Source organism: Pseudoalteromonas sp. 1CM17D, from assembly GCF_023161805.1.
Taxonomy (GTDB): Bacteria; Pseudomonadota; Gammaproteobacteria; order Enterobacterales; family Alteromonadaceae; genus Pseudoalteromonas; species Pseudoalteromonas atlantica.
This window is the reverse complement of the sequence record NZ_JALNTP010000020.1, coordinates 1-26,590: the sequence shown is the minus strand read 5'-3', so window position 1 is coordinate 26,590 and position 26,590 is coordinate 1. Positions and strand designations below refer to the sequence as shown.

28 protein-coding genes are annotated in these 26,590 nt (G+C 41.2%); 8 read left to right on the top strand and 20 right to left on the bottom strand.

Annotated features, from left to right (window positions below):
- Positions 1-298 precede the first annotated feature (298 nt).
- Complete coding sequence (locus MSC25_RS20020) at positions 299-778, top strand: RNA-binding protein (RefSeq protein ID WP_096042403.1); 480 nt, start codon at positions 299-301, stop codon at positions 776-778.
- On the opposite strand, the gene murI is transcribed toward MSC25_RS20020, so the two are convergent.
- Complete coding sequence (murI, locus tag MSC25_RS20015; protein ID WP_248444435.1) at positions 741-1,538, bottom strand: glutamate racemase; 798 nt, start codon at positions 1,536-1,538, stop codon at positions 741-743. The two genes, MSC25_RS20020 and murI, sit on opposite strands and share 38 nt — an antisense overlap.
- A gap of 65 nt (positions 1,539-1,603) precedes the next feature.
- On the bottom strand, positions 1,604-2,743 hold the full coding sequence (locus MSC25_RS20010) for a DUF5610 domain-containing protein (protein WP_096042405.1): 1,140 nt from the start codon (positions 2,741-2,743) through the stop codon (positions 1,604-1,606).
- A 165-nt stretch (positions 2,744-2,908) separates the two neighbouring features.
- Here MSC25_RS20010 and trmA point away from each other — a divergent pair, with 165 nt between their 5' ends.
- Complete coding sequence (trmA, locus tag MSC25_RS20005) at positions 2,909-4,006, top strand: tRNA (uridine(54)-C5)-methyltransferase TrmA (protein ID WP_121638084.1); 1,098 nt, start codon at positions 2,909-2,911, stop codon at positions 4,004-4,006.
- Between the two features lie 10 nt (positions 4,007-4,016).
- Here the strand turns inward: trmA and MSC25_RS20000 are convergent, their stop codons facing one another.
- From MSC25_RS20000 to ccoG, 5 genes are read right to left on the bottom strand one after another with little or no spacing between them, the layout of a single operon-like run.
- A complete protein-coding gene (locus MSC25_RS20000) occupies positions 4,017-4,469 on the bottom strand; it encodes a DUF523 domain-containing protein (protein ID WP_055255782.1) in 453 nt (150 codons plus the stop codon).
- Positions 4,470-4,527: 58 nt separating this feature from the next.
- On the bottom strand, positions 4,528-5,166 hold the full coding sequence (locus MSC25_RS19995; protein WP_004588433.1) for a thiol:disulfide interchange protein DsbA/DsbL: 639 nt from the start codon (positions 5,164-5,166) through the stop codon (positions 4,528-4,530).
- 18 nt (positions 5,167-5,184) lie between these two features.
- Complete coding sequence (locus tag MSC25_RS19990; RefSeq protein WP_248444434.1) at positions 5,185-5,808, bottom strand: thiol:disulfide interchange protein DsbA/DsbL; 624 nt, start codon at positions 5,806-5,808, stop codon at positions 5,185-5,187.
- A 30-nt stretch (positions 5,809-5,838) separates the two neighbouring features.
- Positions 5,839-6,813, bottom strand: a complete 975-nt coding sequence (locus MSC25_RS19985; RefSeq protein WP_248444427.1) for a serine/threonine protein kinase — start codon at positions 6,811-6,813, stop codon at positions 5,839-5,841.
- A gap of 47 nt (positions 6,814-6,860) precedes the next feature.
- Complete coding sequence (ccoG, locus tag MSC25_RS19980) at positions 6,861-8,291, bottom strand: cytochrome c oxidase accessory protein CcoG (RefSeq protein ID WP_248444425.1); 1,431 nt, start codon at positions 8,289-8,291, stop codon at positions 6,861-6,863.
- 288 nt (positions 8,292-8,579) lie between these two features.
- On the opposite strand from ccoG, the gene MSC25_RS19975 reads away from it, so the two are divergent.
- The gene (locus tag MSC25_RS19975) at positions 8,580-8,939 is read left to right on the top strand and encodes a hypothetical protein (protein ID WP_004588437.1); all 360 of its coding nucleotides are present in this window, start codon (positions 8,580-8,582) and stop codon (positions 8,937-8,939) included.
- The gene (locus MSC25_RS19970; protein ID WP_004588438.1) at positions 8,939-9,145 is read left to right on the top strand and encodes a hypothetical protein; all 207 of its coding nucleotides are present in this window, start codon (positions 8,939-8,941) and stop codon (positions 9,143-9,145) included. The genes MSC25_RS19975 and MSC25_RS19970 overlap by 1 nt, the downstream gene beginning before the upstream one ends.
- A gap of 32 nt (positions 9,146-9,177) precedes the next feature.
- On the opposite strand, the gene MSC25_RS19965 is transcribed toward MSC25_RS19970, so the two are convergent.
- The 13 genes from MSC25_RS19965 to gspC all read right to left on the bottom strand — a co-directional run bounded on the left by MSC25_RS19965 (position 9,178) and on the right by gspC (position 21,175).
- Positions 9,178-9,765, bottom strand: a complete 588-nt coding sequence (locus MSC25_RS19965) for a UPF0149 family protein (RefSeq protein WP_004588439.1) — start codon at positions 9,763-9,765, stop codon at positions 9,178-9,180.
- 18 nt (positions 9,766-9,783) lie between these two features.
- Positions 9,784-10,542: a type II secretion system protein N gene (locus MSC25_RS19960; protein WP_248444424.1), complete on the bottom strand. Its 759-nt coding sequence runs from the start codon at positions 10,540-10,542 to the stop codon at positions 9,784-9,786.
- A 3-nt stretch (positions 10,543-10,545) separates the two neighbouring features.
- Complete coding sequence (locus tag MSC25_RS19955; protein WP_024032550.1) at positions 10,546-11,019, bottom strand: type II secretion system protein M; 474 nt, start codon at positions 11,017-11,019, stop codon at positions 10,546-10,548.
- Positions 11,016-12,224 (bottom strand): type II secretion system protein GspL, encoded by a 1,209-nt coding sequence (gene gspL, locus MSC25_RS19950; RefSeq protein ID WP_248444423.1) that lies wholly within the window; start codon positions 12,222-12,224, stop codon positions 11,016-11,018. Before gspL ends, MSC25_RS19955 begins: the two co-directional genes overlap by 4 nt.
- A complete protein-coding gene (gspK, locus tag MSC25_RS19945) occupies positions 12,221-13,207 on the bottom strand; it encodes a type II secretion system minor pseudopilin GspK (RefSeq protein ID WP_024032552.1) in 987 nt (328 codons plus the stop codon). The genes gspL and gspK overlap by 4 nt, the downstream gene beginning before the upstream one ends.
- A complete protein-coding gene (gene gspJ, locus MSC25_RS19940; protein WP_248444422.1) occupies positions 13,207-13,827 on the bottom strand; it encodes a type II secretion system minor pseudopilin GspJ in 621 nt (206 codons plus the stop codon). The genes gspK and gspJ overlap by 1 nt, the downstream gene beginning before the upstream one ends.
- 3 nt (positions 13,828-13,830) lie before the next feature.
- Complete coding sequence (gspI, locus tag MSC25_RS19935; protein WP_024032554.1) at positions 13,831-14,202, bottom strand: type II secretion system minor pseudopilin GspI; 372 nt, start codon at positions 14,200-14,202, stop codon at positions 13,831-13,833.
- Between the two features lie 2 nt (positions 14,203-14,204).
- Positions 14,205-14,789 (bottom strand): type II secretion system minor pseudopilin GspH, encoded by a 585-nt coding sequence (gspH, locus tag MSC25_RS19930; protein ID WP_248444421.1) that lies wholly within the window; start codon positions 14,787-14,789, stop codon positions 14,205-14,207.
- A gap of 50 nt (positions 14,790-14,839) precedes the next feature.
- Complete coding sequence (gspG, locus tag MSC25_RS19925; protein ID WP_004588447.1) at positions 14,840-15,262, bottom strand: type II secretion system major pseudopilin GspG; 423 nt, start codon at positions 15,260-15,262, stop codon at positions 14,840-14,842.
- A 79-nt stretch (positions 15,263-15,341) separates the two neighbouring features.
- Entirely contained in the window at positions 15,342-16,577 is a 1,236-nt protein-coding gene (gene gspF / locus MSC25_RS19920) for a type II secretion system inner membrane protein GspF (protein WP_004588448.1), read from the bottom strand.
- Between the two features lie 2 nt (positions 16,578-16,579).
- Complete coding sequence (gene gspE / locus MSC25_RS19915; protein ID WP_004588449.1) at positions 16,580-18,148, bottom strand: type II secretion system ATPase GspE; 1,569 nt, start codon at positions 18,146-18,148, stop codon at positions 16,580-16,582.
- Positions 18,141-20,210, bottom strand: a complete 2,070-nt coding sequence (gene gspD / locus MSC25_RS19910) for a type II secretion system secretin GspD (RefSeq protein WP_024032557.1) — start codon at positions 20,208-20,210, stop codon at positions 18,141-18,143. Before gspD ends, gspE begins: the two co-directional genes overlap by 8 nt.
- 23 nt (positions 20,211-20,233) lie before the next feature.
- Complete coding sequence (gene gspC, locus MSC25_RS19905; protein WP_096042414.1) at positions 20,234-21,175, bottom strand: type II secretion system protein GspC; 942 nt, start codon at positions 21,173-21,175, stop codon at positions 20,234-20,236.
- A gap of 213 nt (positions 21,176-21,388) precedes the next feature.
- Between gspC and hslR the strand changes: the two genes are divergently transcribed.
- From hslR to MSC25_RS19885, 4 genes are all read left to right on the top strand, one after another.
- Positions 21,389-21,811, top strand: a complete 423-nt coding sequence (gene hslR, locus MSC25_RS19900) for a ribosome-associated heat shock protein Hsp15 (protein WP_024032559.1) — start codon at positions 21,389-21,391, stop codon at positions 21,809-21,811.
- A 12-nt stretch (positions 21,812-21,823) separates the two neighbouring features.
- Entirely contained in the window at positions 21,824-22,669 is an 846-nt protein-coding gene (gene hslO / locus MSC25_RS19895; RefSeq protein WP_126008450.1) for an Hsp33 family molecular chaperone HslO, read from the top strand.
- Positions 22,670-22,929: 260 nt separating this feature from the next.
- Positions 22,930-24,468 carry a phosphoenolpyruvate carboxykinase gene (locus tag MSC25_RS19890; RefSeq protein ID WP_248444420.1) on the top strand — a complete coding sequence of 513 codons (1,539 nt, stop codon included), beginning with the start codon at positions 22,930-22,932 and terminating at the stop codon, positions 24,466-24,468.
- A gap of 161 nt (positions 24,469-24,629) precedes the next feature.
- Complete coding sequence (locus tag MSC25_RS19885; RefSeq protein ID WP_248444419.1) at positions 24,630-25,742, top strand: PepSY-associated TM helix domain-containing protein; 1,113 nt, start codon at positions 24,630-24,632, stop codon at positions 25,740-25,742.
- The last annotated feature ends 848 nt before the right edge of the window (positions 25,743-26,590 follow it).

Here is a 26,590-nt window from a genome sequence, read left to right as displayed (position 1 = left end):
TACTTAACTCTGTGAGCAGCTCTTGCCTCGCTATGCGTTGGCGTTCCCCGTCTCAGTGGGGTCGCATTATAGGGAGATCCGAAAACAGATCAACCCTTTTTTTAGATCTTTTTACTGTTCGAACAAAAATAGAGCAAAACAGCATAAAACTAGCTAAATCACTGGCTAAGATGATGCTTTTTTATACTGATTTTTATTATTTAATATAAATTTCATTGCTATGTTCGTTTAAGACGTTAAGATAGCAAGTTCACAATGTTAAATTAATGTTTATTTCCTGTTTATTGGTAGATCTAAAATGAAATTACCCGATCAAAAATCTTTTATCTTCTCTGTTATTCTTGCTGTAGTTGGTTTTGTTATTGTTGAGTTTGCTTTAGGCAGCTTAGCTTTAAGCCCAGCATTGCTATTTGGTGCTGGTTTATTAATTGGTGGGATTGCTATTGCTGCAATGTCATCGGAAGGTGGTGAAGAAGCTGAAGTTAAAACAAAAACACTTTATGTTGGTAATCTTCCTTATCGTGCAAATGAAGGTGTTGTTCGCGCTTTGTTTGAAGAACAAGGTAAAGTTTTCAACGTGCGCCTATTAAAGGATAAAAATACTGGCAAACGTCGTGGCTTTGGTTTTGTTGAAATGGCACAGGCAGATGCAGACAATGCAATTGCTAAGTTAAACGATAGTGAGTTCCAACAGCGTACTTTAAAAGTACGTGAGGCAAAACAAAAACAAGAAGATGATTCTAGCTCTTTACGTACTGAGACGGATCAATCAGTGTAACGTGCTTTATAGCTAGCTTATTACTCAAAACATCAGCCGTTGCATAATATTGCAGCGGCTTTTTTTTGTCTGTAAATTTATTTCCAAAGTTATGCTGCTCTAGTAGGTAGTTTACTCTGCTAGCGATGGCCGCGCCTGAATCGAGTAATTGCACTGCGTTATTAAAGTACGCTTGTATAGCATTGCTAAGAATTGGAAAATGTGTGCAACCTAGTACAAGTACATCTATATCTGAGTTAATGCGCAAACGCGTAAGCTCTTTATGCAGTTTGAGTGTATCTAGCTGCTGAGTGAAAAATAACTGCTCTGCCAATGCCACCAGCTCAACACTGCTATATAAACTCACTGTTACGTTGCTGGCATGCTCTTTTATTAATGTATGAGTATAGGGACTTGCAACTGTGGCGGGGGTTGCCAATAAGCCGATGTGCTTTGTGCGAGTTACTTCAGCAGCAGGCTTTATTGCTGGCACTACACCGACAATAGGTATTGATGTAATTTTGCGTACTTCACTTAAGGCTGATGTAGAGGCTGTATTGCAGGCTATAACAATAAGGTCGACATTAAGCGCGTTTTGCTCAATAAAATAAATGAGTGAGCATAAACGCCCTATAATAGTTTGCTGGGTTTGCGCGCCATAAGGGAGTAACGCATTATCCATAAAGTAGCTGTACTGTGCATCTGGAATACGCTTTTGAATATGCTCAAGCACGGTGGTGCCACCTATACCTGAATCAAATACCATTATGTGGGCTGACAAACTTTGGTTCCTACTGTTTATTGAGAACGGCAGTTTGCCATGAGGTACTTATAAAAGAAAGCAGTTTAGCTTTGCTCAGACTTTAGCGCGTCGAGTGCATCGCCCGCTGAATTTAATTGGTTTAAGTTTTCAAACATTGCCTGTGTGTAATCAACTAGCTGATCGACCGCTGCTTGATCTTGGTTTAGCCACTCTATAATACCGGCAAGCTGATCTTGTAGGCCTAGTTGCGATGCTTTATCAAATGCATTTTTTAGATCGTCATTAAAAGGCGCGATCGCATCGGCTACCTCTTTTGATGGGTTTGGCTGATATTGCTCATAACTTTTAACGGTAGCGACTGTTTTCGTTTGGCGAAGATCCATTGAAAATGCAACAAGTTGCTCACTGCCTAAGCTCAGCTCTTGTGCTTTTTCAAATGCTTCATCCAAATCACCGCTAAAGAATGTTTTACTTACACCTTGTAGCTCTTCCATCATGGCATTAATGGCATCTTGCTCTTGTTCGTTTAAATCACCATTAACTGACATTGAAAAAGACAGCTCTCGAGATTGCGACGACGAGCTGGCAAACGATTCGCTGTTATTGCTTTGTTGATACCCGCTCGCTGTTTGAGACTCATATGCATCAGCAAAGCTAATACTGACCTCATCACCTTCGGCTGTTGTAAACTTATACTCGGCATTGCTGCTCATGCTTACATATTGTGCTTGGCTTACGCTAACACTGGCCGCTTGTGGGTTAAATAGGGTTTGCTCAAACTCATCAAGCCCCTCAAAAATGCCTTCTTTTGACTTGTCGATGCCCTCTTGCATTTCTTCGTTAAATACACCGGTGCCTTTTAGTTCATCAACCGCTTCGTCTATACCGGTTTGAACACCTGAGCGCGCATCATCTAACATATTTTTTAATTTATCGTCATCGGCACCATTGGCTTTGGCTTTATTAACTGCACCAGATACAAAGTCGAGTACATTTTTTACTATTTCATCAAAATCGAATAAAGGTTTATCGGCTTGTTTTTGCTCAACAGGTAAACCTAGCTGCTCTGCCATTTTGTCGCCAAGCACTTTTGCAGCAAGTTCTCTGCCTCGCTGTAATGAACTTTCTTGCGGAGATTGGATAGTTGGCTGCTGTAGCGCCTCTTTATTATTGAATTTGTTTACGTTGTTGTTTGGCGTATAGCCATAATTACCGATTTTCATGATCCACCTCCGTTACGTACTTAGCTTATTATCGGCTAATAGTGACAAAACTAAAGTGCATGTTTAAAAAAACAGCAACTTTATTATCAGCAAAACTAGACAAATACTGCTCGCTCCCTACAATAGCGCCGATAAATAGATCTCATAGATAAGGTAGTAGCATTAATGGCAGTGATTAAAATAGATACCACACAGTACGATACGCAGCTAAATGAAAAAGAGCAGCGTATTACGTCGCAATTTAAGCGATTTGGTGTGCAAGCGTTAGAGGTGTTTAGCTCAGAGCCAATTAACTACCGCCAACGTGCTGAATTTAGAGTATGGCACGATGGGGACGATCTATTTCATATTATGTTTGATCAGGCCACGAAAGAAAAAATTCGCGTCGACACCTTTGACCCTGCCGCGCCATTAGTTGGTGAAGTTATGCAGGTGATGATTGATAATTTAAAGTCGTGTGAAGTATTACGCCGTAAGCTGTTTCAAATCGATTATTTATCGTCATTAAGTGGCGAGATTTTAGTAAGCTTGCTTTATCACAAACCACTCGATGATCAGTGGCTAACTGAAATAAAAGCCCTGAAAGAAAAACTGAGCAGCAAATACAACATTGACTTTATCGGTCGTGCGCGCAAACAAAAAGAAGTACTAGGCAATGATTTTGTTACTGAGCGTTTAACCGTAAACGGCCAGGAGCTTATTTATCAACAGGTAGAAAATAGCTTTACGCAGCCTAATGCTAAAGTGAATATAAAAATGCTGGAGTGGGCACAAAACTTATGTAAACCACTGAGTAATGACCTGCTGGAGCTTTACTGTGGTAATGGTAATTTCTCTATTGCATTGGCGGGTTCGTTTAATCGCGTATTGGCTACTGAAATATCTAAGTCTTCTGTGCATTCAGCGCAATACAACATTGCTAAAAATAAGGTAGATAACTTAGATATAATTCGTATGTCGAGTGAAGAGTTTACCCAGGCAATGAATGGCGAACGTACCTTTTCGCGTTTAGAGGGGATAGATTTAAAAAGTTACGATTGCCAAACTATTTTAGTCGACCCTCCACGCGCAGGTATGGATACCCTTACCTGTGACTTAGTAGCCAACTACGAGAACATTATTTATATATCGTGCAACCCAGAAACGCTTGAGCGCGATTTAGATCACTTAACCCGTACTCATAATGTTAAGCGCTTTGCGATATTTGATCAGTTCCCTTATACGCATCACATAGAATCGGGTGTTTTCTTACAAAGAAAATAGTGAGTTAATATTATAATGCCAGCACCTTTATAAGTGCTGGTATTTGATTTTCACTAAACACTTCAATTTGATGCTCCATCAGCAACTTAGCAGTCATGCCCATGCCCTGTACTTTTACCCCACTATGGCTACCATCGTAAATTGTATTTCTACCACACGAAGGGCTCGACTCTTTAAGTAAAGCAAAACGAATTGCATGCTCATTACATAAGTCTAGGGCTTTAGCTGCACCTGATTTAAATTCTTTAGTTACATCCTCATAAGTGCTCGTTACGACTCTCCCTTGTTTTATCTCTGCTGATGCTCTAGGTGTTGGCAATCCACCAGCCACCTCAGGACAAAACATAACTAACCTATTTTCTTTACGCCATACATTAATTTGCGGGTGCGATAATGCTTGGCTTTTACCATCGTATCGAACAGGTAAGCCAAATAAACAACTCGATATTAATATTTTTTCCATTGCTATATCCCTATAAACAAAAAAAGCTCCTTACGGAGCTTTTTTGTTTTAGCAAACCTTACTTGTTCGCTAAATAGTTAATTAATTTACTAATATCTTCTGGCGCGGTAATACCAGACTCACGGCCTAGATTTAATTTGTATTTACCATTTACGATAAAGGTTGGTACGCCACGTAGCGCGCCTTTTTCTTTAAAGTAATTTTGGTCACGCTTCATTTTAGAGCTTAATGTACGTACCGAGAAGCTTTTGTATAGTTTATCAAACTTATCGCCATCAACACCCTGCGCTACAAACACATCTTTTACATCTGCAAGCTCGTTAAATTTAGCGCGCTTAGTGTGAATGTGATTAAAAATAGCCGCAACAATTTTATCTTTTTGTGGAAGTACTTCCGCAGTGGCCAGCGCTTGGCTCATCATTTGTTGGTTTTCTGGATCGCGAACACCGACAAAATCAACATGGCTCTTTTTAAATTTAACGTCTTTGTCTAGCTTTGGCTTAAACTCACCAATTAACGCTTCCATGTTATTACAAGCAGGGCAATAAAATGAGAAAAACTCTTTTACTTCTGGCTTTTTAGTCGCACGCTCTGCCACTACATCGTAATGCACGCCCTCTTCATAAGTGGCGGCTACACTGCTCGCAGCCATAGGTAGTAGTAATGCAAGTAGACCTGCTTTAACTAATTTGATCATTGTTATTGTTCTCCGAGATTAAAGTGTTAGTAAAAAAGCAACTAACTCATTCAGTTCTTGCTGGTTATTAATGGTGTTAATGTTTATTTTATATTTATCGTTTACGATAAAGGTAGGCACACCGGTTAGCGCACCTAGTTTTGAATATTTGTTTTGTTTATCTTGCATTGCACGCTCAGCTGAAATAATTGGCATGCTGGCAATGTCTTGATCAAACGTTGCACTATCGATACCATTAACTTCAAGCAACTTTTTAACGTCTTTCATTTGCGTTAAAGGTGCGCGCTGTACATGAATACTTTTAAAAATTTGGTCGCTGATACTTTGTGCTTGACCGTGCTTTTTACCGATTAAGTAGGCGTAGCTTAAGTTACTTTGCGCCTGTGGTGATACACCGCCTAAAAAGTTAACGTGATTTTTTATAAATTCAGTGCCCTCAGGTAGGCTTTTTTCAATTGCCTGTGCAACAGGCTCAAATTTAAAACAATGCGGACAGTAAAACGAGAAAAATTCGGTTACTTGCGGCTCTGCGCTTTTTTCTACATCAATAACAGTATACTGGTCATCGGCTTCAAACTGTGCAGCAAGGGCTGCAAATGGTAAACATAAAAGTAGTAGGCTCAGTTTCAATTTTTTAAGCATTGGTATCTCGTGTATTTTTTAAATAAAATTTTATGGCAATAACTTCAGCGGAGCTTCTTGCAGTGCTGCAAGCTGCTCTTTAAGCGCTAGAATTTGTTGCTCCCAGTATTTGTCTTCAGCAAACCATGAAAAGTTCCGTACGAACGCAGGATCACTCCATCGTTTAGCTACCCAACCCATATAGTGAATAATACGCATTGCACGAAGCGGTTCAATTAATTTGAGTTGAGTGTGGTCAAAATCACAAAACTCTTCATACGCATTTACAAGGGTGTCTAACTGTAACAGCTGTGTTTGACGATCGCCACTGAGCATCATCCATAAATCTTGAATGGCCGGCCCCTGACGAGCGTCATCTAAATCAACAAACATAAGTGCTTCGCCTGCCCACAAAATGTTACCTGCGTGGCAATCACCATGTAAGCGGATCTCTTGCACATTTTTATACTGTGCTTGCGCTTGTTCAATAACCAAGTCCAATATGGTGTAAAAAGCCGTGCTGATCCCCATAGGTACCAAATTACTTTTTTGCAGATGAACTTTAGCTGTATGCAAATATTCTTCGCAGCTAAAGGTGGGTCTGTGCTCAAAGGCTTTACTTTTAGCCACCTGATGCATACGGCCAATTAAACGACCCATTACATCAAGCTGATCCAGGTTATCAACTTCAAATTGTCGCCCGCCTACACTTGGAAATAACACAAATACATAACCTTGGTGCTCAAATAAGCTTTCTCCGTTGTGCTTAATGGGTGCAACAACGGGTACTTCGGCCTCAGCTAATTCAAATGCAAAGTCGTGCTCTTCTTGTATTTGCGCTTTGCTCCAGCGCTCTGGTCGGTAAAACTTAACAACGTAGCGCAGGCCATCTTCCGCCTTAAATTGGTAGACTCTGTTTTCGTAGCTATTAAGTGCTAATAAACCTGACTCTGCATATATACCAACGCTTTCTATCGCATCGAGAATTAAGTCGGGCGTTAAATCTTCAAAACTAAATTTACTCATGGGCTTCTTAATGTAAAAAGCGGGTTACCCCGCTTTTGTTAGTGTGTTTATCGCGCTTTAAAAAAGTTACTCGGTTGCGATATGCTTTCATCGGGGTCATTAACCGGTGAAAGTACAAAGTTAAACTCCGTCATTGGCACTTTTAAATCATACGGGTCCATTACAAGTGACAGTGGCACATTATGCGATTGCCCTGCTTGCACTGTAAATGTTTGCTTGCCAATGTACTTAAAGTTTTCAAGGCCTTGAACATCAATATTAAAGGTTTGCTCGTACTGCGCCTTGTTGATTACTTTTAATGTATAGGTGTTTTCTACCAAGCCATTAAAGTCAACACGATACAGTTGGTTACGGTCTCGTATTATGTCAAAGTCCATAGGCTTTCTAAATGCAATGTTAGCCACCAGCGCACTGGTAAGCACCACCAGTATGACCGTGTAACCTATGATTTTAGCTCGCAGTGGGTTGGTTTTATTTTCAGGTGTTTCGAGATTACGCTCAGTAGTGTAAGAAATAAGACCCCGCGGATAATCCATTTTATCCATTACACCATCGCAGGCATCAATACATGCGCCACAGTTTATACACTCGGCTTGCAAACCATTACGAATATCTATCCCTGTAGGGCACACCTGCACACACAAGTTACAGTCTATACAATCGCCCATATCTAAATCTTCGTGGGCAATTTTACGCGAACGTGGGCCTCGGCTTTCGCCGCGTTTTTCATCGTAGGTTACGGTGTAAGTGTCCTTATCAAACATAGCTGATTGAAAACGTGAATAGGGGCAAATGTGTAAACACATAATTTCACGCATCCACCCTGCATTAGCGTAAGTACACGCTGCAAAGAAAATAATACTTACCAGCGCGTAACCACCTACATTAAAGGTCACAAAGTCAGGGAGTAATTCACGGATAGGCGTAAAGTATCCGACAAATGAAATCGCCGTATATAAGGCAAATAAAACCCAACTGGTGTGCTTTGCTGTTTTTCGCCAAAACTTATCAAAGTCCATCGGGCGTTGATCTAGCTTTTTACGCTGATTAGCTGTGCCTTCAAACTTTTCTTCAAACCAAATAAATATAAAGGTCCATACAGTTTGCGGGCAGGTATAGCCACACCATACTCGGCCATAAAAGGTAGTAACCAAAAAGAGTGCAAACGCGGCCAACATAAATATAAAGGCTAATATAGTGAAATCTTGCGGCCACAGCGTTAGCCCAAAAATATTGTACTTTTGGCCAACTAAATCAAATAACACAGCTTGCTGGCCATTAAAATTTATCCAAGGCAAAAGCATAAAGGCAAGCATGCCTAAAAAGCCTATACGCTGTCTAAGTAACTGATGAAGCCCTTTTACTGCGCGAACATAAATTCGGTTACGTGGGTTAAACCTGTCGTCTTGACGGCTTAAATCCGGTTGTTGGATTTTAACCTCTGCAGGTATATTCTTTACTTTAATTTGCTTGTCCATCGAAGTTCCTCAACGCCGCTTGGAAATAAAAACGTAGCAATATGTGCGTATTCTTTACTGTAACTGTAGTTCGTTAATGGTAAGTGTGATTAGTTTAAATAATCAGCTGTTTGAATACTTTCAGATATTTCAGAAATATCTAACTGCTGTTGGCTATTATAACAATACTGGCTAAAATTACAGGTATAGATTGCTAATAATTTATTCATCTCAGTTACTTGCTTTTAAAATGCAGTTTATTACACTGCTTGCTAAATTTACCCCATTAAGATCAAGGTTTACGCATTCATGAAAAAGTTTATTATATTGGTCATTCTGATCCTTGCGTTTTTTACTATTGATCACCCATTAGTTAAAGAGCCCCGCGAAAAGCTATTAGGTGAAGGTGTGGGTTTTTTAAGTGATGCGAGCAAAATAAACCGTAGCCCAGCAGCCAATATGGCTAAAAACCGCATTAGCAGTGCGTTAAAGCTCTCTGAGTCTGAACACGAATATATTGAAAAAACCTTTACCACTGATGATTCAGTGCAGTTATTTCATTTACGTTATTGCCGCGAGCGCGACCTAAATTTATATTTTTACGAAGAGCGTTTAAATACAGTGTGTAAAATTGTATCGGATGCATTAGAACAAAAGAGAGCTAAGTAGTGGATTTTTCGCAGTTAAACAAAAAAGCGAGTGACTCTTTTCATAAACAGCGCACAATACTTAAAAAGCTATCGCAAGGAAAAACCTTGCATTGTGAGCAGTGCGGCGAGGTGTTAACACTCGATTTAGCCACCAGCGAGCCGGGTAAAGGCGTTGTTAAGTGTAAAAAAGGCTGCACTGATATTATTTTAGAACTTGGCGCTTAATTATTCTAAGCGCCGTTTAATATACCTAAAGGCTACTCTTCCCACCCTTCATCTGTAATCAGCCCACTGTTTATGGCTACCACCTCAATAAGCTCGGCAAAACCTAATGCAAAGTCGCCCATTGATTCGTACTGATACTGATATAAGGCTTCGAGTGTCATGCTATTTTGCTGCGCAATTTGCACTCTTGTTTGCTCATCAACAGCAAAAAAGCTAAGCGTACTTAGCGCACTCTCTAATGCTTCTTTGTACTCAGGCTCTAAAGCGGGAGCTGTTAATAGAGGTTGTGCGTATTCTTTAGTTGCACGTAAAAAACCTTCACTCCACGCTTGGGTATAGTCTAGGTCAAAATTGGCGGGTAACTTGTAACCGGTTTCAAATACTTGCTCACTAATTTGATGGTATAACGCCATAAATAAAAACAGTATTTCTTCGTCTAAATCGTTAGCCGTATTAGGCACAATATGCGCTAACCACTGGTGAACTTCTAATGGGCTTGGCGAACAAATAACCCCAAATAGATAGCCTTGGCTTTGTGTTAATGACATAGCCTGAGGTTGAGTACTTAAAAATGCACTTAATTGCTGTGCATGTTGTTCGTTAAACTGTGGTAATTGCATTAAATCTCTTTTATTACATTAAAAATTTAGTGGGTAGCGGCCCTGTGTATCGGGGCGGCCTAAAAACTTAACCGCGTCGTGTACATCTTTTGGCAAGCTGGCATCAGGCTTAACATAGCCTGCTACTTTAAAGTCAAAGTTAGCTTTAAGTGTTGCGTCGGCTTCAAGGCCTAACGTGTTATCTGGGTCGACCAAAATAGCTATATCGCCCGACTTACAGCTTAAAATGCCACTCAGTGGCCCTATATTAAACCAGCCATTAAAGCCTTTAACATCTATATTTGGGCTGGCAATCTCGCCTTTTAATGACTCACAATAAGGCACACCTGAGGTGTACTCGTTAAGCTCTAAAATGACACGGCCTTTAGCCGTAGCAGGTATAGGTAGTGCAATACGTTGCATGGCACGCTCTACGGTCGAGCGAATTATACCATCGGTAACTTTAACCACATTATTAAATAATCCGTAATTCACATCAGCATAGCCCGAAATATCGCTACGCTCACGCGGATTACCAAATTTTAAGTTAGCATTTAAATTACCCGTAAATAACTGCCAGCCAGCAATATCCCAGCGTACATTATTTAGCTGCTCGTCTTGATAGCGCACTTGCATCATTTGACCTTGCCATACACTCCCTACGGTTTGCCCTACTTCAAGCTGTTTTGGTAAGTACGGCTTAGCTAGGTCTAACGCAATGGCCGCTGGTAATTTCATTATGCAAAACACAATAAAACTAATAAAAAATACCACTGATAATATTATTATTTTTTTCATTAATTACTTCTCTAGTACTAAGCGGCTTACACGTACAAACCCTGATTTATCATCTTTGCTTAAATCAAGGTTCTCTACTCTTAAGCCATGCTGATTAACCAGTTCGTCTAACCATTCTATTAATTGATTAAACTCTACCGAATCAAGCGTTAAACGTAACGAGTTATCGTTAGGCTGCATTTTACTAATAGTAATACGGTAACGACTACGCGTTGAATTAACCACTTGGCTAATATTTTGATTGCTAATTGCCTGCGTATTACCCGCCGCTTTTAACTTTACTATGCTTTCATCAACCCATACGAGCAGCTCTTGCTGAGTGACGTACGACTTTTTGGCTTTATCTATAGCGTTATTTAGAGGTCTAAAAATTCCCATTACTAAAACAAAAACAACAAATATACCACCAGCAACCATAATCAATTGCTGCTCTTGCTCTTTTAAAGAGCGCCAGTATTGCATTATTTGCTTTTTCATACTGCACCTCGCAGTTTTATTTCGCCTACGACAAAATCGCCATCGTTATTTAACGACCCTTGCTCAACCGTTAACCCTTGTTGCTCAAGTATACTTTTTACTTTACCAAACGTTTGAAAGTCTTTTGCGCGTGCGCGTATTCGCAGCTCATTACGGCGTTTATCGTAACGTAGGGTTTCTGGCGTAAATTCGCTTACTTGCGAAAATACGCCAACCAATTGGCTGGTCAAATCTAAAAACCCGGCTTCACTTTCGCCATTAATGGTTTTAAGCGCGCCCCTGATTTGGCTTTTAATTAAGTTAGGACGTACTTTAGTTCCGGGAAATGCTTTTTGGTATCTATCCACTACCTGGGCTTTAGCAAGCTCAACACGCGAGTTGAGTTGATTCAGTTCAACCAGCTTTATAGCAATGGTAGCAAATAAAGCAACACCGGTAATAATGGCTGCGCCCTTCCAATAACCCCACCACAATGCACTTTTCTTTTTAAGCTGATACATACCTTGGCGTAAATTAAATTTAACGCTGGTAAGTTGTTTAGCAAATAAGGCCAATGGTAAATCGTAGTCGCTTGCTTGCGAAATTAGGTTAATACATTCAGGAAACTGATTAGCCGGGCTATAGTGCTTTACGCTCGGCTCGCCAAGTGCACTTAAGTAATCCCTTAGCCAGCTATTCTCAACGGCACTAATATGCCAATCGCCTCTTTTAAATAACCACTGATTATTAAGCTCTATGGCGGTTAATGTATCATCGTCGGCTGTAGGCAGTAGCAGGGCATCAGGTAAAATGGTGTATACCGCCAAGTTATGCTCTGAAAATAAAGCAAGCCAAGCCTCAAACCACTCGCGGTCAGTTAAGGCAACTTTAATTGCATGCTGCTCATTAATCATAGTGGGCTCGCCAATTGCGACAAATAGCTCGTCTATATCGCACGCAATATCTTCTTCAAGCATGTACGGCAACGCTTGCTCTAACTTGCGATTCCACTTAGTCGGCAACGCCACTGTTTTAAGCTGCACCTGATCGCTAGGCAGTAATACCACTACCTCGCGGGTTTGCGCTTTTTCACTTAGCTCAATTAAACGGCTTGCATCGGTTAATTCCCCACTGGCAATTATTTCTTGTTCTTGTGGTGAATAAATTAACCAATTTAATTTATCTTGCTCTGTTTGACCCGTGCGGATCAGCAGTATTTCTGTCACTGTACGCCTCCAAATTTTCGCGCCAGTATCGTTACTTCGCCATTTTTGGCATGAAGTAATGTGGTCATCGAAAAACGCAAATCGACAAATGTCGCCTGCGTTTGTAATTTAAAATATTCGCTGTTAATACTAAATAGTTCTTTAACCGAATCTAAATTTGTACCGCCTTGCTGCTGTACCTCGGAAAAAAATTCATCCACGCTATCAAATCCGGTTTCAGGGCGAGCTGCTATAACGGCCTCTGCGCCCGATAACGATAATTCGTCAATCATGGCACTTAAAATAAGTGCCTGTTCGGGAAGTAACGTATTGACGTTAATCGATAATAAGGGAGACCCCGGAATAACACACACAAAAGGTAATACTTTTTCCATTACGAGCGGATTAAAACCTTTTACCAAACGCAACTCAGAAGGTGATGCAAATAAACTATTTGCGCTCATATAAGGGTAATCACGCGATAAATACTCGTCTTCTTCAGCGCCTGAACGATAGGTAATGCTGTTTTCATCAAGCCAGTCAAATACACTGTCTGCCATTGCTTCTTCGCTTTCCTCGGCAGGTAAATCTTCAATGTTTTCTAATAATGCAAATAGTGCTTTATGAGCAGGGTTGGTTTTGCTGGTAGAGTTTGGGTCTGGCGCTTCCCCTAATGCATTTAAATTTAAACACGCCTGTAAGTCAGTAATTTTACCGCTTAGAGTACCGTTATCTACAGGGTATTGGGTGTCGCCTTGTGTGGCCCAAACCTGATCTAACGAGGTTTTGTCAGGATCATCGTCTTTACTTAACTTTAGTGCCTTTATTGCCAGCTCTTCACCGCCGTAGGCATACCACTTTGCTTGTTGATGCCCTTGCAGGTTAGTGCTTTTTTGAACCTGCACCATTAAATTAGCACTCATTTCTACGGCTAATATCGCGGCCAGTGCAACAATAAACAGCACAATAACTAATGCGGCACCGCGTGATTCGCGCTTATTCATTAATTACTCTCCCCGCTGTTTTTGCCCTGCCCGGGTACTAAAAAAACACGACGAATAGGCTCTGCCTCAATTTGTTGTAAAGTAACCGCAACCGCTTTAGGTAAGGCTTTTATTTGCCATTGCTCTTGCCATTCGTTGTTGGCATCTAAAAATTCAAATTTAAGCTCTTCAATACCTTTTAAAACAACTTGTACCCGCGGCTCCATATTATCAAGCTGATCTACATACACTCTGTATACACGCTCTAAATTGTCATCAAGCACTCTATACCCTACGGCTTGTAACTCAGAGCGAGGCAGCAAGTTGATTGGGTTTACCCAGCCATCACGTACAAACGCAATACCATCGTATTGGCTTTCTAATATATAACGCCCTGCTAGTAAGTATTGCTCTTGCGCATCACCGGCTTCATTACGTACAGTGCGCTGAGTCATTTGGCTAAAGTCTAGATCCATTAACCTAAATGCGGTTTGTAGGCCGTTAAGCTCCGCTATTTTTTCATCAGACGCTTCTTTTGCTTTGGTGGTTGAGTCTAAAATTTGGTGAGTAGCCATAATCACCACCGCTAAAATAGCCATAGCAACTAATACTTCGATTAATGTAAATCCGCGCTGCTTCACTTATTAGCTGCCTTTATTTAAATAAGTTGAAAGCTCGTACACCGATTGCTCGTATTTTTCGTCGCTAAAAACATTTATGGTCACTTTTACAAAGCTTTTGTCTGCAGTTTTTGCTATTTCTTGCTTCCAAAACCACTCAACGCCCGCCATTACTTCGCTGCCGCGCGCGCCATTTTTAGCCTGCCAATCTTTACCTTTACTACGCTGCACCACCAGCACATTTTCTGCTACCCACGATGCATATGTTTGCTCTTCAAGTGTTGTTAAATGATTTATATGCTCGCCGGTTGCTTGCATAGCTGCAATCCCAGCCATAGCACAAATACTTAACGCCACAAGCACTTCGAGTAAGGTAAAGCCTTTATTTAGCCTCATTATTATGGCTCTTTTCGCAAATTAACAGGGGCTGTAAATTCCCCTTCAATGTAATACACAGGCTCGCTTTGCCCTTTTAATTCAACAATAATCTGAAAGGCGCTGACCTCGCCAGATGATAAAATAAGGACTTGCGGTATTTTTAGTTTTTCAAGCTCTAATAAGCTATCGTCATCGCCGCCGCTCATTAGCTCACGCCAATTAGCTTGCTCAAGTAAGTTCTCTTGTGACCAGGCTAAATCTTCTAAATTGAGCGTGAGCTTTAACCGTTCATCCAGTTCAATGGGCTTGTAAAGGTCTTCGCGGTCAAAGGTAATCCATTTTTCGCCATCAAATACTAAAAACTCAAGGGTGTTTTCTTCAACCATTAAGCCAAGTTCTATTTGATTTAAAATAGCAAATTCAGAGGCCATGTTAATGGTGGTATGCAGCCTAAGCGCTTGTGTATCAAGCTCATCTTCGGCGCCGCCTTCTAAGCTGTATACCACCATTTTGGTCGCAAATGCGATAATAGTAAGTACCACTAAAATTTCTATTAAGCTAAACCCACGGTGGTGGGCGCGCATACGATTAAGGCTTACTTGCATAGTAAGCCTCGTGCAATCGTATTTAACCATACTGCTGGGTTAAGTCGCATTTATTGCTCGTCTTCGTTCCAGTTGCCAATATCATCATCGGTACCGGCTTCGCCATCAGGTCCCATTGAAAAAATATCAAACTTGCCAATTTCACCTGGGCTAATTAGCTGGTACGGGTTGCCCCATGGATCTTCTGGTAATTCATTTACAAAACCACCATCAGGGAAACGCTTAGGAATTGGCTCAATGCTGGTTTTATTAACCAATGCTTCTAGGCCTTGCTCTGTGCTTGGGTAGCTTTTATTTTTAAGCTTGTATAAGCTCATTGCATCTTCAAGCTGTTGAATATCTAGATGTGCTTTATCGATAGCAGCTTCTTCTTGTTGGCCCATAATATTAGGCGCCACAATTGACATAATCATCCCGATAATAACCAATACCACCATTACTTCGAGTAAAGAAAAACCTGATTGTTTATTCACGTAAATACCTCATTTTCCAAAAACATAATTTAATTTGGCGTCACCTAAGTAAATACTAACTTAGCTAACCCCTTAAAGCTTAAAGTCCTACCGCTTTATTCATTGCCATTATTGGCTGTAAAATAGCCATTACTATAAACAAAACAATCACCGCCATAGAGGCAATCATTGCTGGCTCTAATAATTTTAATGATACGTTTACCATGCTTTCAAACTCACGGTCTTGGTTATTAGCCGCGCGCTCTAACATTTGTTCTAACTCACCTGATTTTTCACCGCTGGCGATCATGTGCAGCATCATCGGCGGAAACAATTTGGTTTGCTGTAAAGCCGCTCTTAGGCTTGCACCTTCACTGACTCTATCGGCAGCATCTGCCACTGATTTTTTCATTTTTTTATTCGCTAATACACCACCCGATATGCGCATGCCTTCAAGTAGTGGTACTGAGCTTGACGATAAAATACTGAGCGTACGTGCAAAACGCGCGGTATTAATACCCCGCGCTACTTTACCAAAACCAGGCATGTGCAGAACGCGGTCGTCCCACCAAAAGCGAATTTTAGGTTGTTTAAGTGCATGTTTAATGCCTACTGCCAGCGCAGTAATGACTAACAAACTTATAAACCAATAATTTTGTACAAAGTGGCTGCCTGCCATAACCCATTCGGTTGTCCAAGGCAGTACTTGCTTAGTTTTTTCGAAGGTTTTTAAAATTTTAGGCACTACGGTACCGAGTAAAACCGAAACAATACCAATAGCAAAAATAACCAAAATGGTAGGATAAACCATGGCTTGAGTAATTTGGCTGCGCATGTGTTGGCGCTGCTCGGTGTAATCGGCAAGGCGATTTAATACTTGGTCAAGGTGCCCTGATTTTTCACCTGCGGCTACCATTGCTCGGTATAAATCGTCAAATACATGTGGAAATTCACTCATGCCATCGGCCAGTGTATAACCCTCTACTACCTTTGAACGTACCGACATAAGCATACGTTTTAAGCGAGGCTTTTCACATTGCTCTGCCACCGCCATGACAGCCCCTTCAACTGGCAATGCCGATTGAATGAGCGTCGCAAGCTGGCGCGTAATAAGGGCTAAATCGGAGGTAGATACGCTGGGTTTAAAAAAACGACTTAATAGCGGCGTTTTTGCGCCACTAACTTGTTTTTCCCCTTCTGCTGCAGGGACAACTTCAAGCGGCGTAAGTTTTTTTTCGCGCAGCGCTTGGCGAATTTGCTTAGCTGTATCGGCTTCTAAAATGCCTTTTTGTTCTTTCCCTCGGCCATCAAGGGCACGGTATTCAAACGCCGCCATGGTTAGGCTTCCTCACGGGTAACGCGTAGAATTTCTTCAAGGGTTGTTTTGCCTGCCAGTACGCGACTACAGCCATCTTGGCGTATGCTTGGGCTTTTTTGGCGAATGTATTTTTCAACACTTTGCTCGCCTTTACCGCTGTGGATCATTTCGCGTATTTCTTCATCAACCACGAGTAATTCATGAATACCAGTGCGGCCGCGGTAACCATTAAAGTTACACTCTTCACAGCCTACTGCGCGGTAAATTGTAGGTGCGCTATCAAACGGTACTCCTAGCAGCTCACACTCACGTTCATCAGCAGTGTGACCTTCTTTACAGCTATTACATAAAGTACGTACTAAGCGCTGCGACAGCACGCCTAACAATGACGATGACAGCAAGAATGGTTCTACACCCATGTCTTCCATACGGGTAATTGCGCCCGAGGCAGTGTTGGTATGTAGCGTAGACATAACTAAGTGACCTGTAAGCGATGCTTGCACGCCAATTTGCGCGGTTTCAAGGTCACGTATTTCACCGACCATTACCACATCGGGATCTTGACGTAATATTGCACGAAGCCCGCGGGCAAAGGTCATATCTACTTTGGTATTTACTTGCGTTTGGCCAATCCCCGGAATTTCGTACTCTATTGGGTCTTCTACCGTTAAAATATTACGATCGCGAGAATTTATTTGGCTCATACCGGCGTACAAGGTGGTACTTTTACCAGAACCCGTTGGGCCAGTAACCAAAATAATACCGTGTGGTTTACTAATTAAATCAGCAAACAACTCTCGGTTTTGCGGCGTCATGCCTAAATCTTCAAGGTTTAAGCGGGCATTGTTTTTATCAAGTAAACGCAGTACTACACGCTCACCAAAGCTAGATGGCATGGTAGATACACGTACATCTACTGCACGCCCTGCAATACGCAGGCTGATACGACCATCTTGCGGAATACGTTTTTCTGCTATATCTAGTTTCGCCATTACCTTAATACGCGATACTAATAACGAAGCAAGCTTACGATTAGGTTTAAGCACTTCTTTTAATACGCCATCAACCCTAAAGCGAATCACGAGCTCTTGCTCAAAGGTTTCGATATGTATATCGGATGCACCTTCTTTAATTGCTTCGCTTAACATGGCGTTGATTAGTTTGATGATAGGCGCATCATCATCGCCGGCTAATAAATCTTCGGTTTGTGGGAGCTCATCGGCAAGGGAGAATAAATCGACCTCATTACCAATATCTTCCATCATTTGTTGTGTTTCAGAGCTGTCGCGCTGATACGCAGCCTCTAATAGTAACTCAAATTTATCGTCAGCTAACTGCTCTAGGGTAAAGCCTTTACCTGCAATGCGACGCACCTCTAGCAATACTTCAACATCTAGCTCGCCGCGGTAATACACAACTTGCTGTTCATTATTTTTACTAAGCAGTACACCCGCTCTGCGCGCATACGAAAAAGGTAAACGCTTTGGAGGCAACTCAACTAAATCGTTACTTGTAAGTAACTCCTCAGAGCGTGTTTCATCACTACGATGAACCACGTCTTCGTTTATTTGTTCTATTGCGCTAGTCATCTTCACGCTCTGCACGTTCTTTAGAGCTCAATGCCTTTAAGTGCTCTTCATAAGTTGGTGGCAGAATAAGCTCATCATCCCAAGATGGGAGTAAAGGAACATCTGAATTTGGCATAAGCTCTATGCCATCTTCTTTCTCTTTCATTTGCTCGCCACGGATAAAGTTATACTTATTAAAGCTTAACTTATTCATATTAACGCCATCGCGAATAATAGTTGGGCGAATAAATACAATAAGATTACGCTTACGTTTGGTCGTATTAGTTGACTTAAATAAGTGACCTAAAATTGGAATATCACCTAAAATTGGTACCTTAGATACACTCTCTTGTACGTCTTCATCAATTAAGCCGCCTAACACAACCATACCGCCATCATCAGCCATAACGGTTGTGGTAATGGCGCGCTTATTAACAGAAATATCAACAGCGGTTGCACCACTTACACTCGATACTTCTTGTTCAATTAATAATTGTACTGCTGAGCCATCGTTAATTTGTGGGGTTACTTTTAGTTTTACACCCACTTCTTGGCGTTCAATGGTTTGAAATGGATTATCGTTATTACTGCCTGTTTGCGAACCAGTAATAATGGGCACTTCTTGACCCACTATCATCGACGCTTCTTCGTTATCCATGGTGGTAATAGAAGGTGTAGCCAGTATGTTTGAGTTAGTGTCAGTTGAAACGGCCTGAATAATTGCACCCCAGTCGTTTTTAACTAAACCAAACGCTAAGCCATTAACACCACTTAGTAGCGAGGCAAGTGCCGAATAATCACCCTCAGTTGTTTCATCGTAGCTGGTTACGTTACCTGATTCTGTGCCTATTATTGTTTGTGTGGTTGTGGTGTCTTGCGCTTGAATACCTGCAACCGCTAATGAGCCTACAGGCACAGTTGAGCCATTATTAAACTGCAACATACCGCCATCTTCCGAAATCCATTGCGTACCTAAGTTAACGCCATCCGATTCCATTACTTCAACAATAATCGCTTCTACAAGTACTTGCGCACGGCGAATATCGAGTCTATCAATCACGGTCTCTAATGAGCGCATGGTATCGGGCTGTGCTGTAATAACTAATGAGTTTGAGTCAGGGTGGGCTTCAATACTGGCATCGTTTTTATTGTTTGTGCGAGTTTTACTTGTGCCTTGGCCATCTTCTGCAAGCGTTTTACTTACGCCTTGCAGTACTTTTACTAAATCCTCTGCTTTGGCGTAGTTTAAGTAAAATACTTTGGTATTACCTTGGCTTTCAAGTTCACCATCTAGGCGCTTAATTAGTTCTATAGCACGGGTACGGGCTTGCCCTTCACCGCTTACTATTACGCTATTAGTACGGCCATCGGCAACCACCTTAGGGATCAAAAATTCAGGAACGCTGCCTTTACCGCTGTCTTTGTAAATATTTTCAACAACCGATACTACATCATCTGCTGTTGCATATTTAAGCTTAACAATATCTACACGCTTATCACCGGCTTGATCCACCGAGCGAATAATTTCTACTAAGCGATTAACCGACGCTGCATGGCCAGTAAGCATCATGACATTAGCAGCATTAAAGTTTGCTACATGGCCACCGTCTTTTTGGTCGCTAAATTGACGTACTAATGGACCAAGCTCTTGAACACTTACATTTTTAACGCGTACCACACGGGTGATCATCATATCGCCCGATGCAGCGCTGTTTTCTGTAATTAGCGGCACATTTGATTTTTTAGCGTCAGAGCTTTTTTCAATCTTGATAATACCGTTGTCCATTTCTACTGCTGAGTAGCCATACACTTCGAGTACATTTAAGAAAAATTGGTAGTACAGCGCTTCATCCATTAACTCATAACTGCGTACGTTTACTTTACCGCGCACATTTGGGTCAATGATCACTGTTTTATTAAGGTTTTTACCAACAATGTTTATAAACTCGTTGATATCTGTGCCTTTAAAGTTTGCAGCATATTCAACAGCTGAAACCGACAACGAAATACTGGCTGCTAAAAAAAGCGCTGCGTACTTAGCTAACCCTTTTTTAATTTTTTTGAGGTGTAGCACCTGAACCATTATGTTAAAACTCCAAAGCTAAGTTATTGCAGGCTAAATTGCACATCGATTTGCTCACCATCACGTTCTATCGTAATTGTGGCATCGCTGGTATTACGCAGCTCATTAATAGCTGCCATTGCCTGTTGTAAATCTGTTAATTGGTAACCGTTAATAGCCACGGCTAAATCATTATTTTGTAGGCCCATTTGTTTAAATAGAGCAGGCTCTTTACCTGGGCTTAAGCGATAGCCGATTAACTCGCCATCGCTCATTGCTTGTGAAACACGAATATAATCAAATAACTTACCAGGTTCACTTAGTAGCTCTTCTCGTGTTTCTATTATTGCTTCTTTTACATCTGGGTCAGCGGTTGCGTTAATTTGCAACTCGCTTTGTTCTATTTTTTGCGGCCCCATGTCTTGTGCTTCGCGAGCGGCAAGCACAGGCATAGACACTTTTTTACTAAAGTCGAGACCATCTAGCATTAGCGTTTCAAATCGGCCGTTTACACTTAAAATAACCCGATCGGGAAGTATTTGCGCAACCTCTGCACGGGTGCCTTGTACAACCTCTTCAACTAAGTAACTAACTTGTCGTCCCTGTGACTCAATAATAGCAATACCTGCTTTGTCGTCGTTACTTACAGCAACAATACCAGTTAGATTAATACTTAAGCGTGTTTCTGGCGCATTATTAATTACTTCGTTTTGCTGCGCAGTATTGGTTTTATTTGTTACAGTTTTTTTACCAAATAAAAATTGCTCTATAATATTTTGTACTGAGGTAGTACTAGAAGCCTTCGATCCGGCTGAATAGTGAGATGGAGTAAGCGGTGTAGAGACTGGTTGTGGCCATACCAGCCATACTAATTTTGAGAGTAAATAAGCAAGATAAACAACGACTAACAGCGTAACTACTGCGCTTAATTTAGCATGGGGTAGCCGTGTTAAAAATTGTTTAAGCTGTTGAATTTGCTGTTCCATAATAATGTTCTTATTTTAATTTACTGCATAAGCGCGTACCCATAGTACCCTTTCATTTTTCATTCAACAAGCACACTAATATTAAACTTTGTAAACAGATTAATATAACAATGTAATGTTGACTAAAAAACCAGCATGCGCCGTAATACCTTCATCCTACGATGATTTCATGATAAATTTTACGATATATAAATAGTCGATTGAAGAAGCCTAATGAGTAAAAAAAATAATACTAATGCCGACTCAGACCACAACAGTGAGCCAAAAGTTCGATTAGATAAATGGTTATGGGCTGCGCGCTTTTATAAAACCCGTGCGCTTGCACGCGAAATGGTGCAAGGCGGCAAAGTACATTATAATGGGCAACGTACTAAAGCGAGTAAAATTGTGGAGGTTGGCGCAACCATAAAACTTGCCCAAGGCGTTGATGAAAAGCTTATCAAGGTACTTAAAGTGCTTGAAAAACGCCAAAGCGCCCCCATTGCACAGACCTTGTATCAAGAAACTGATGCAAGTATTGCAAAACGCGAAGAAAACGCCATCGCACGCAAAAATAACAGCTTCTTTGCTCCCCATCCGGATAAAAAGCCCGATAAAAAGCAACGACGCGAACTTTTAAAAATGAAATCAAGTTAGGTATAGCCGCTCATGCAACAAGATTTACTTCACCGTTATTTATTCGACAAACTCGATGTTCGTGGCGAACTCGTTCAAATTGAGCACGCCTACAACGAGATGATAGCTAATCACAATTACCCTGAGCCAGTTAAAGCATTATTAGGTGAATTACTCGTTGCAACGTGTTTATTAACTGCCACTTTAAAGTTTGAGGGTGAAATAGCCGTTCAGCTACAAGGCGATGGCCCTGTTAAATACGCTGTTATTAACGGCGACGATAAACAAAATATGCGTGGTATTGCGCGCATGCAAAGCGAGATTAGCGGCTCAACGGTAAAAGAGCTTGTAGGTAAAGGTTATATGGTTATTACCATTACCCCAACCAAAGGCGAGCGTTATCAAGGCATAGTGCCTCTTGAGCACGATACATTAAGTAAATGTATTGAAAGCTACTTTGAGCAATCAGAACAGCTAAAAACGCGCCTTTGGTTTGCAACCGACACAACAGAAGGGAAAGCCAAAGCCTGTGGGTTGTTTTTACAAGTACTGCCTGTTGATAAGCAAAAATCAATTAATGACTTCACTCACTTAGAAGCCTTAAGCGATACAATTAAACGCGAAGAGCTATTAGAGCTTGATGCCAATACCGTATTAACGCGCTTATATCACGAAGATAACCCGCGCGTATTTGACCCGCAAGCTATTACATTTAAATGTGGCTGTAGTAGAGAGAAAACCATTACTGCTTTAGTTAATGTAGGCCAACAAGCATTACTTGATGATGTTGCTGAAAATGGCGCTGTTAACATTAGCTGCCATTATTGCCTAAAAGAATATGTTTTTGACGAGCAAGATATTAAAAACATTTTTAATTAGCCCCCACCTCATAATCAAATATAAAGCCGCAAAATATGCGGTTTTATATTATAAAATGATGATACCGGTGTCATGAATTTTGTTAATTTACTGACACCGGTATCATTGAAATTATTCATGTTTTTTAGCAAATATATGTGTTTTTAGGGCCTTTGCAGGCTCGAATATCTCAAATCCTTCTGTTACTATAATTTCAGCTTAAGGGAACTAAGAACCCAGAGCTATCCCGTTCAAACTCTCACACATAGTTAGGTATAAACATGACTACAAGCGCAACACGTTTTGTCGATTTAACCGCAGCTGAACTTGTCGAGCATGCGATTCGTCGTGGCGAAGGGACACTAGCCGCAAATGGAGCCTTTGTTGCAATTACAGGCAAGCGCACTGGTCGCTCTCCTAAAGATCGCTTCATTGTAAAAGAAGCAACAACGCAAGATGATATCCAATGGGGCAATGTAAACCGCCCATTCGATGCTGACAAATTTGACGCTTTATGGGCTCGCGTAGAAGCACATGTGCAAAGTAATGACCACTTCACCTCTCACTTAGAAGTTGGCGCAGACCCTGAGCACTATCTACCTGTAGTTGTTACTACAGAAACAGCGTGGCACCATATTTTTGCTAAAAACATGTTTATTGAGCCTAAAAACTATAATGCATCTGATTTACCCCAATGGCAGGTAATGAATGTGCCTTCGTTTGTTTGTGACCCACAACGTGATGGCACCAACAGCGACGGCACTGTTATTATTAACTTTGCTCAACGCAAAGTGTTACTTGCTGGTATGCGTTATGCCGGTGAAATGAAAAAATCGATGTTCTCCGTTCAAAACTTTCTTCTTCCAGCAAAAGGTGTATTACCAATGCACTGCTCTGCTAATGTAGGAGAAGCGGGTGATACAGCACTATTCTTTGGTTTATCGGGTACTGGTAAAACAACTTTATCGGCCGACCCAACACGCTTTTTAATTGGTGACGACGAACACGGTTGGGCACCAGGAAGCGTATTTAATATCGAAGGTGGCTGTTACGCAAAATGTATCGACCTCTCACAAAAAAATGAGCCAGTAATTTGGAATGCTATTCGCTTTGGTACAATTTTAGAAAACGTTGTACTTGATGAAACACGCACACCTGACTTTAACGATACAAGCTTAACGCAAAATAGCCGTGCTGCTTACCCGCTAGAGCACGTAGAAAAGCGCAAAGTTGAAAACCGTGCTGGCGAGCCAAAAGCTGTTGTATTTTTAACCTGCGATGTGAGCGGTGTTTTACCGCCGGTTTCTGTACTTAGCGAAGAAGCCGCTGCTTTTCACTTTTTAAGTGGTTACACGGCTAAAGTAGGCTCTACAGAGATTGGCTCAACTAGCGATATAGAATCTACATTCTCAACGTGTTTTGGCGCCCCTTTCTTCCCTCGCCCTGCAGGTGTTTACGCTGAGCTGCTTATGAAGCGTGTACGCGAATTTGGCGCAAAGGTTTACCTTGTTAATACAGGGTGGACAGGCGGCCCATACGGTACTGGTGAACGTTTTGATATTCCAACTACCCGCGCTGTAATAGATGCAATCGTATCTGGTAAGTTAGCCAATGCAGAAACTCAGCATATCGATGTATTAAATCTAGACGTACCAGTGGAAGTCCCTGGTGTGGATAGCAAGCTACTTAACCCAATTAATACATGGGAAGATAAAGCAAAATATAATGAATATGCAGCAAAACTTGCCGCTGACTTCACTGAAAACTTCGCTAAATACGATGTATCAGATGATATTAAAAATGCAGGCCCAAAAGCATAATTAATTACCAAGCCTGATGTAAACGCCAGCCTATAAAGCTGGCGTTTTTGTTAGCTAAGCTAATTATTTTATTGCTGCGACATTTTGTCGCAGTTCTTTTCTATTAAACAAAGATACAATGCGCCTTCCCTATACTGCATATTTTTAATGGTCACTCTTTTATGCGTTTTAATGGTTCAAGGCGAAAAATAGCAAGACGTGTACATTTATACCTAGGATTATCTATTGGAGGTGTACTCGCACTCATTGCTCTAACAGGTTCTATACTCGTTTATTACCCCGAACTAGATGAAAATATAAGTAATTTAAGTACAGAAACAGCGAGGCCTATAAATTGGGATACCGCATATCAAACACTAAAAACTCACTACCCAGATAAACAAGGCTCGTGGCGTTTAGAAAGCACTAAAAATAAACATTATATTCCCGCAAGATATTACAACCAAAACGAAACAGTGGATCACGCTTTTGCACCACTTATGGTTTGGCTAAGCCCTGATGGCAGGCTTATATTACGTGAGGATGTATGGGGTAACTACTTTGTTACCTGGATTTATAACGTACACTTCTCGTTACTTGCAGGTAGCGCTGGTACAATCGTTATAGGCTATATAGGAATAGGTAGCCTTATACTCCTCATATCAGGCCTATGCGCTTGGTGGCCAAAAAAAGGGCTATGGACTAAGGCTATAAAGTTTAAAGCGCGCAGCTCTTTACTGGGCGTGTTATATGACTGGCACAAGTTGCTTGGTTTAATTTTTGCTCTGCCTTTAATCTTATTAACAGCAACCGGCATAATGCTAGCAATACCCAAGCAAACCGATCCTTTAATAACAGCCCTGCTTGGAAATATAGATAAACCTAACAGCGCAATAATAAAACCCCAGCGCAGTATTTCTTTATCAGCAGCACTTAGTACGGCACAAGAGGCCATGCCAAATACACGGCTAGCATGGGTAGAAACCCCGTCAAATCACAATGCGGTATATCGGTTTAGGTTCAAAACCAAAAGCGATCCTTCTTATCGCTTTCCTCACAGTTATGTGCAAGTGAATGCAAGCACAGGAGAGCTCATAAGTGTTTTTAATATAGATAAGATGAGCATTGCCAGTAAATTTAAAAACTGGTTGCATCCACTTCACAATGGCAGCATTGGCGATCAGCCATTACGAATTCTATGGGTTTTATCAGGGGTAGCCAGCGCTTTGTTATTTGCCCTGGGCCTTTTTAGGTGGCTCATTAAAACGAAACGATTTAAGTACACTATAAGCTAATTACAAAGCTTATTTAATATATCAAACGAGCTTTCACAACCTAAACCTGCTTGTATAGCTAGCTACGTCATAAGTTACGAGCTGCTTACGCAGCGTAAATAAAAGCAAAAGCTATATAGATAGTCAAACCGCTTTATACCAAACTTAAGGTGCTACGCTTGATAATAAGCTAAGCCCTATGAACTGTTTAAAATTAATTCATTACTTTAAGTTATATTGCGTGCTTTAATCGCAGGCTTCGTGAGCCTCAATCCACGCTACAAAGGAGTGTCGGAACTATATAACGGCAGGTATTTCACTTTTCTAGAGCCGTAGAAATAATGCTTCATTTCTCAAGCAGTTTTCTAGTATTGGGAGTAGGTGTGCTACGCTGTCAAATGTCGTGCGGACTAAGGTACACATATATAAAAACACTATATTTACCATACAAAGATGTGCGGCGAGCCTTATCCGCGGGTTTCGTGATACTCAACCCACGCTACGGAGGTTGTGTAGACTGTGCGAATAGGAGACTGTGCGAATAATATCTGGAATGTATTTTTACTTTTCTGCGGACGTAAAAAAGCCCGGCTATTACTAGACGGGCTTTCTTGTATTTGGAGCTTGGCGATGTCGTGGTGCCCACAGCGGTAGAGAGTCACATAGCAAATGGGACACTATCATTGTGTCGGGTCGGCCTTTCTTAGGGCTCGCCTTCGAGCTGTTACGTTTCTCTACTGACTTCGCCTACTTATTAAATCCCAGACAACAAAAAACCCGTTACATCGCTGCAACGGGTTTCTCTTATTTGGAGCCTGGCAATGTCCTACTTTCACATAGCAAATGCTACACTATCATCGGCGCTGTTT

Coding starts and splice junctions, on each gene's coding strand:
- MSC25_RS19960 (WP_248444424.1), bottom strand. CDS start 10,542: ATGAAAAAAATAATAATATTATCAGTGGTATTTTTTATTAGTTTTATT.
- MSC25_RS19965 (WP_004588439.1), bottom strand. CDS start 9,765: ATGCAATTACCACAGTTTAACGAACAACATGCACAGCAATTAAGTGCA.
- MSC25_RS19885 (WP_248444419.1), top strand. CDS start 24,630: ATGCGTTTTAATGGTTCAAGGCGAAAAATAGCAAGACGTGTACATTTA.
- gspD (WP_024032557.1), bottom strand. CDS start 20,210: ATGGTTCAGGTGCTACACCTCAAAAAAATTAAAAAAGGGTTAGCTAAG.
- ccoG (WP_248444425.1), bottom strand. CDS start 8,291: ATGGACAAGCAAATTAAAGTAAAGAATATACCTGCAGAGGTTAAAATC.
- gspF (WP_004588448.1), bottom strand. CDS start 16,577: ATGGCGGCGTTTGAATACCGTGCCCTTGATGGCCGAGGGAAAGAACAA.
- trmA (WP_121638084.1), top strand. CDS start 2,909: ATGGCAGTGATTAAAATAGATACCACACAGTACGATACGCAGCTAAAT.
- MSC25_RS19955 (WP_024032550.1), bottom strand. CDS start 11,019: ATGAAAAAGCAAATAATGCAATACTGGCGCTCTTTAAAAGAGCAAGAG.
- MSC25_RS19990 (WP_248444434.1), bottom strand. CDS start 5,808: ATGCTTAAAAAATTGAAACTGAGCCTACTACTTTTATGTTTACCATTT.
- MSC25_RS20000 (WP_055255782.1), bottom strand. CDS start 4,469: ATGGAAAAAATATTAATATCGAGTTGTTTATTTGGCTTACCTGTTCGA.
- MSC25_RS19975 (WP_004588437.1), top strand. CDS start 8,580: ATGAAAAAGTTTATTATATTGGTCATTCTGATCCTTGCGTTTTTTACT.
- gspK (WP_024032552.1), bottom strand. CDS start 13,207: ATGAATAAGCGCGAATCACGCGGTGCCGCATTAGTTATTGTGCTGTTT.
- MSC25_RS20020 (WP_096042403.1), top strand. CDS start 299: ATGAAATTACCCGATCAAAAATCTTTTATCTTCTCTGTTATTCTTGCT.
- hslO (WP_126008450.1), top strand. CDS start 21,824: ATGCAACAAGATTTACTTCACCGTTATTTATTCGACAAACTCGATGTT.
- MSC25_RS19995 (WP_004588433.1), bottom strand. CDS start 5,166: ATGATCAAATTAGTTAAAGCAGGTCTACTTGCATTACTACTACCTATG.
- MSC25_RS19890 (WP_248444420.1), top strand. CDS start 22,930: ATGACTACAAGCGCAACACGTTTTGTCGATTTAACCGCAGCTGAACTT.
- gspC (WP_096042414.1), bottom strand. CDS start 21,175: ATGGAACAGCAAATTCAACAGCTTAAACAATTTTTAACACGGCTACCC.
- MSC25_RS19985 (WP_248444427.1), bottom strand. CDS start 6,813: ATGAGTAAATTTAGTTTTGAAGATTTAACGCCCGACTTAATTCTCGAT.
- MSC25_RS20010 (WP_096042405.1), bottom strand. CDS start 2,743: ATGAAAATCGGTAATTATGGCTATACGCCAAACAACAACGTAAACAAA.
- hslR (WP_024032559.1), top strand. CDS start 21,389: ATGAGTAAAAAAAATAATACTAATGCCGACTCAGACCACAACAGTGAG.
- gspE (WP_004588449.1), bottom strand. CDS start 18,148: ATGACTAGCGCAATAGAACAAATAAACGAAGACGTGGTTCATCGTAGT.
- gspI (WP_024032554.1), bottom strand. CDS start 14,202: ATGAGGCTAAATAAAGGCTTTACCTTACTCGAAGTGCTTGTGGCGTTA.
- gspH (WP_248444421.1), bottom strand. CDS start 14,789: ATGCAAGTAAGCCTTAATCGTATGCGCGCCCACCACCGTGGGTTTAGC.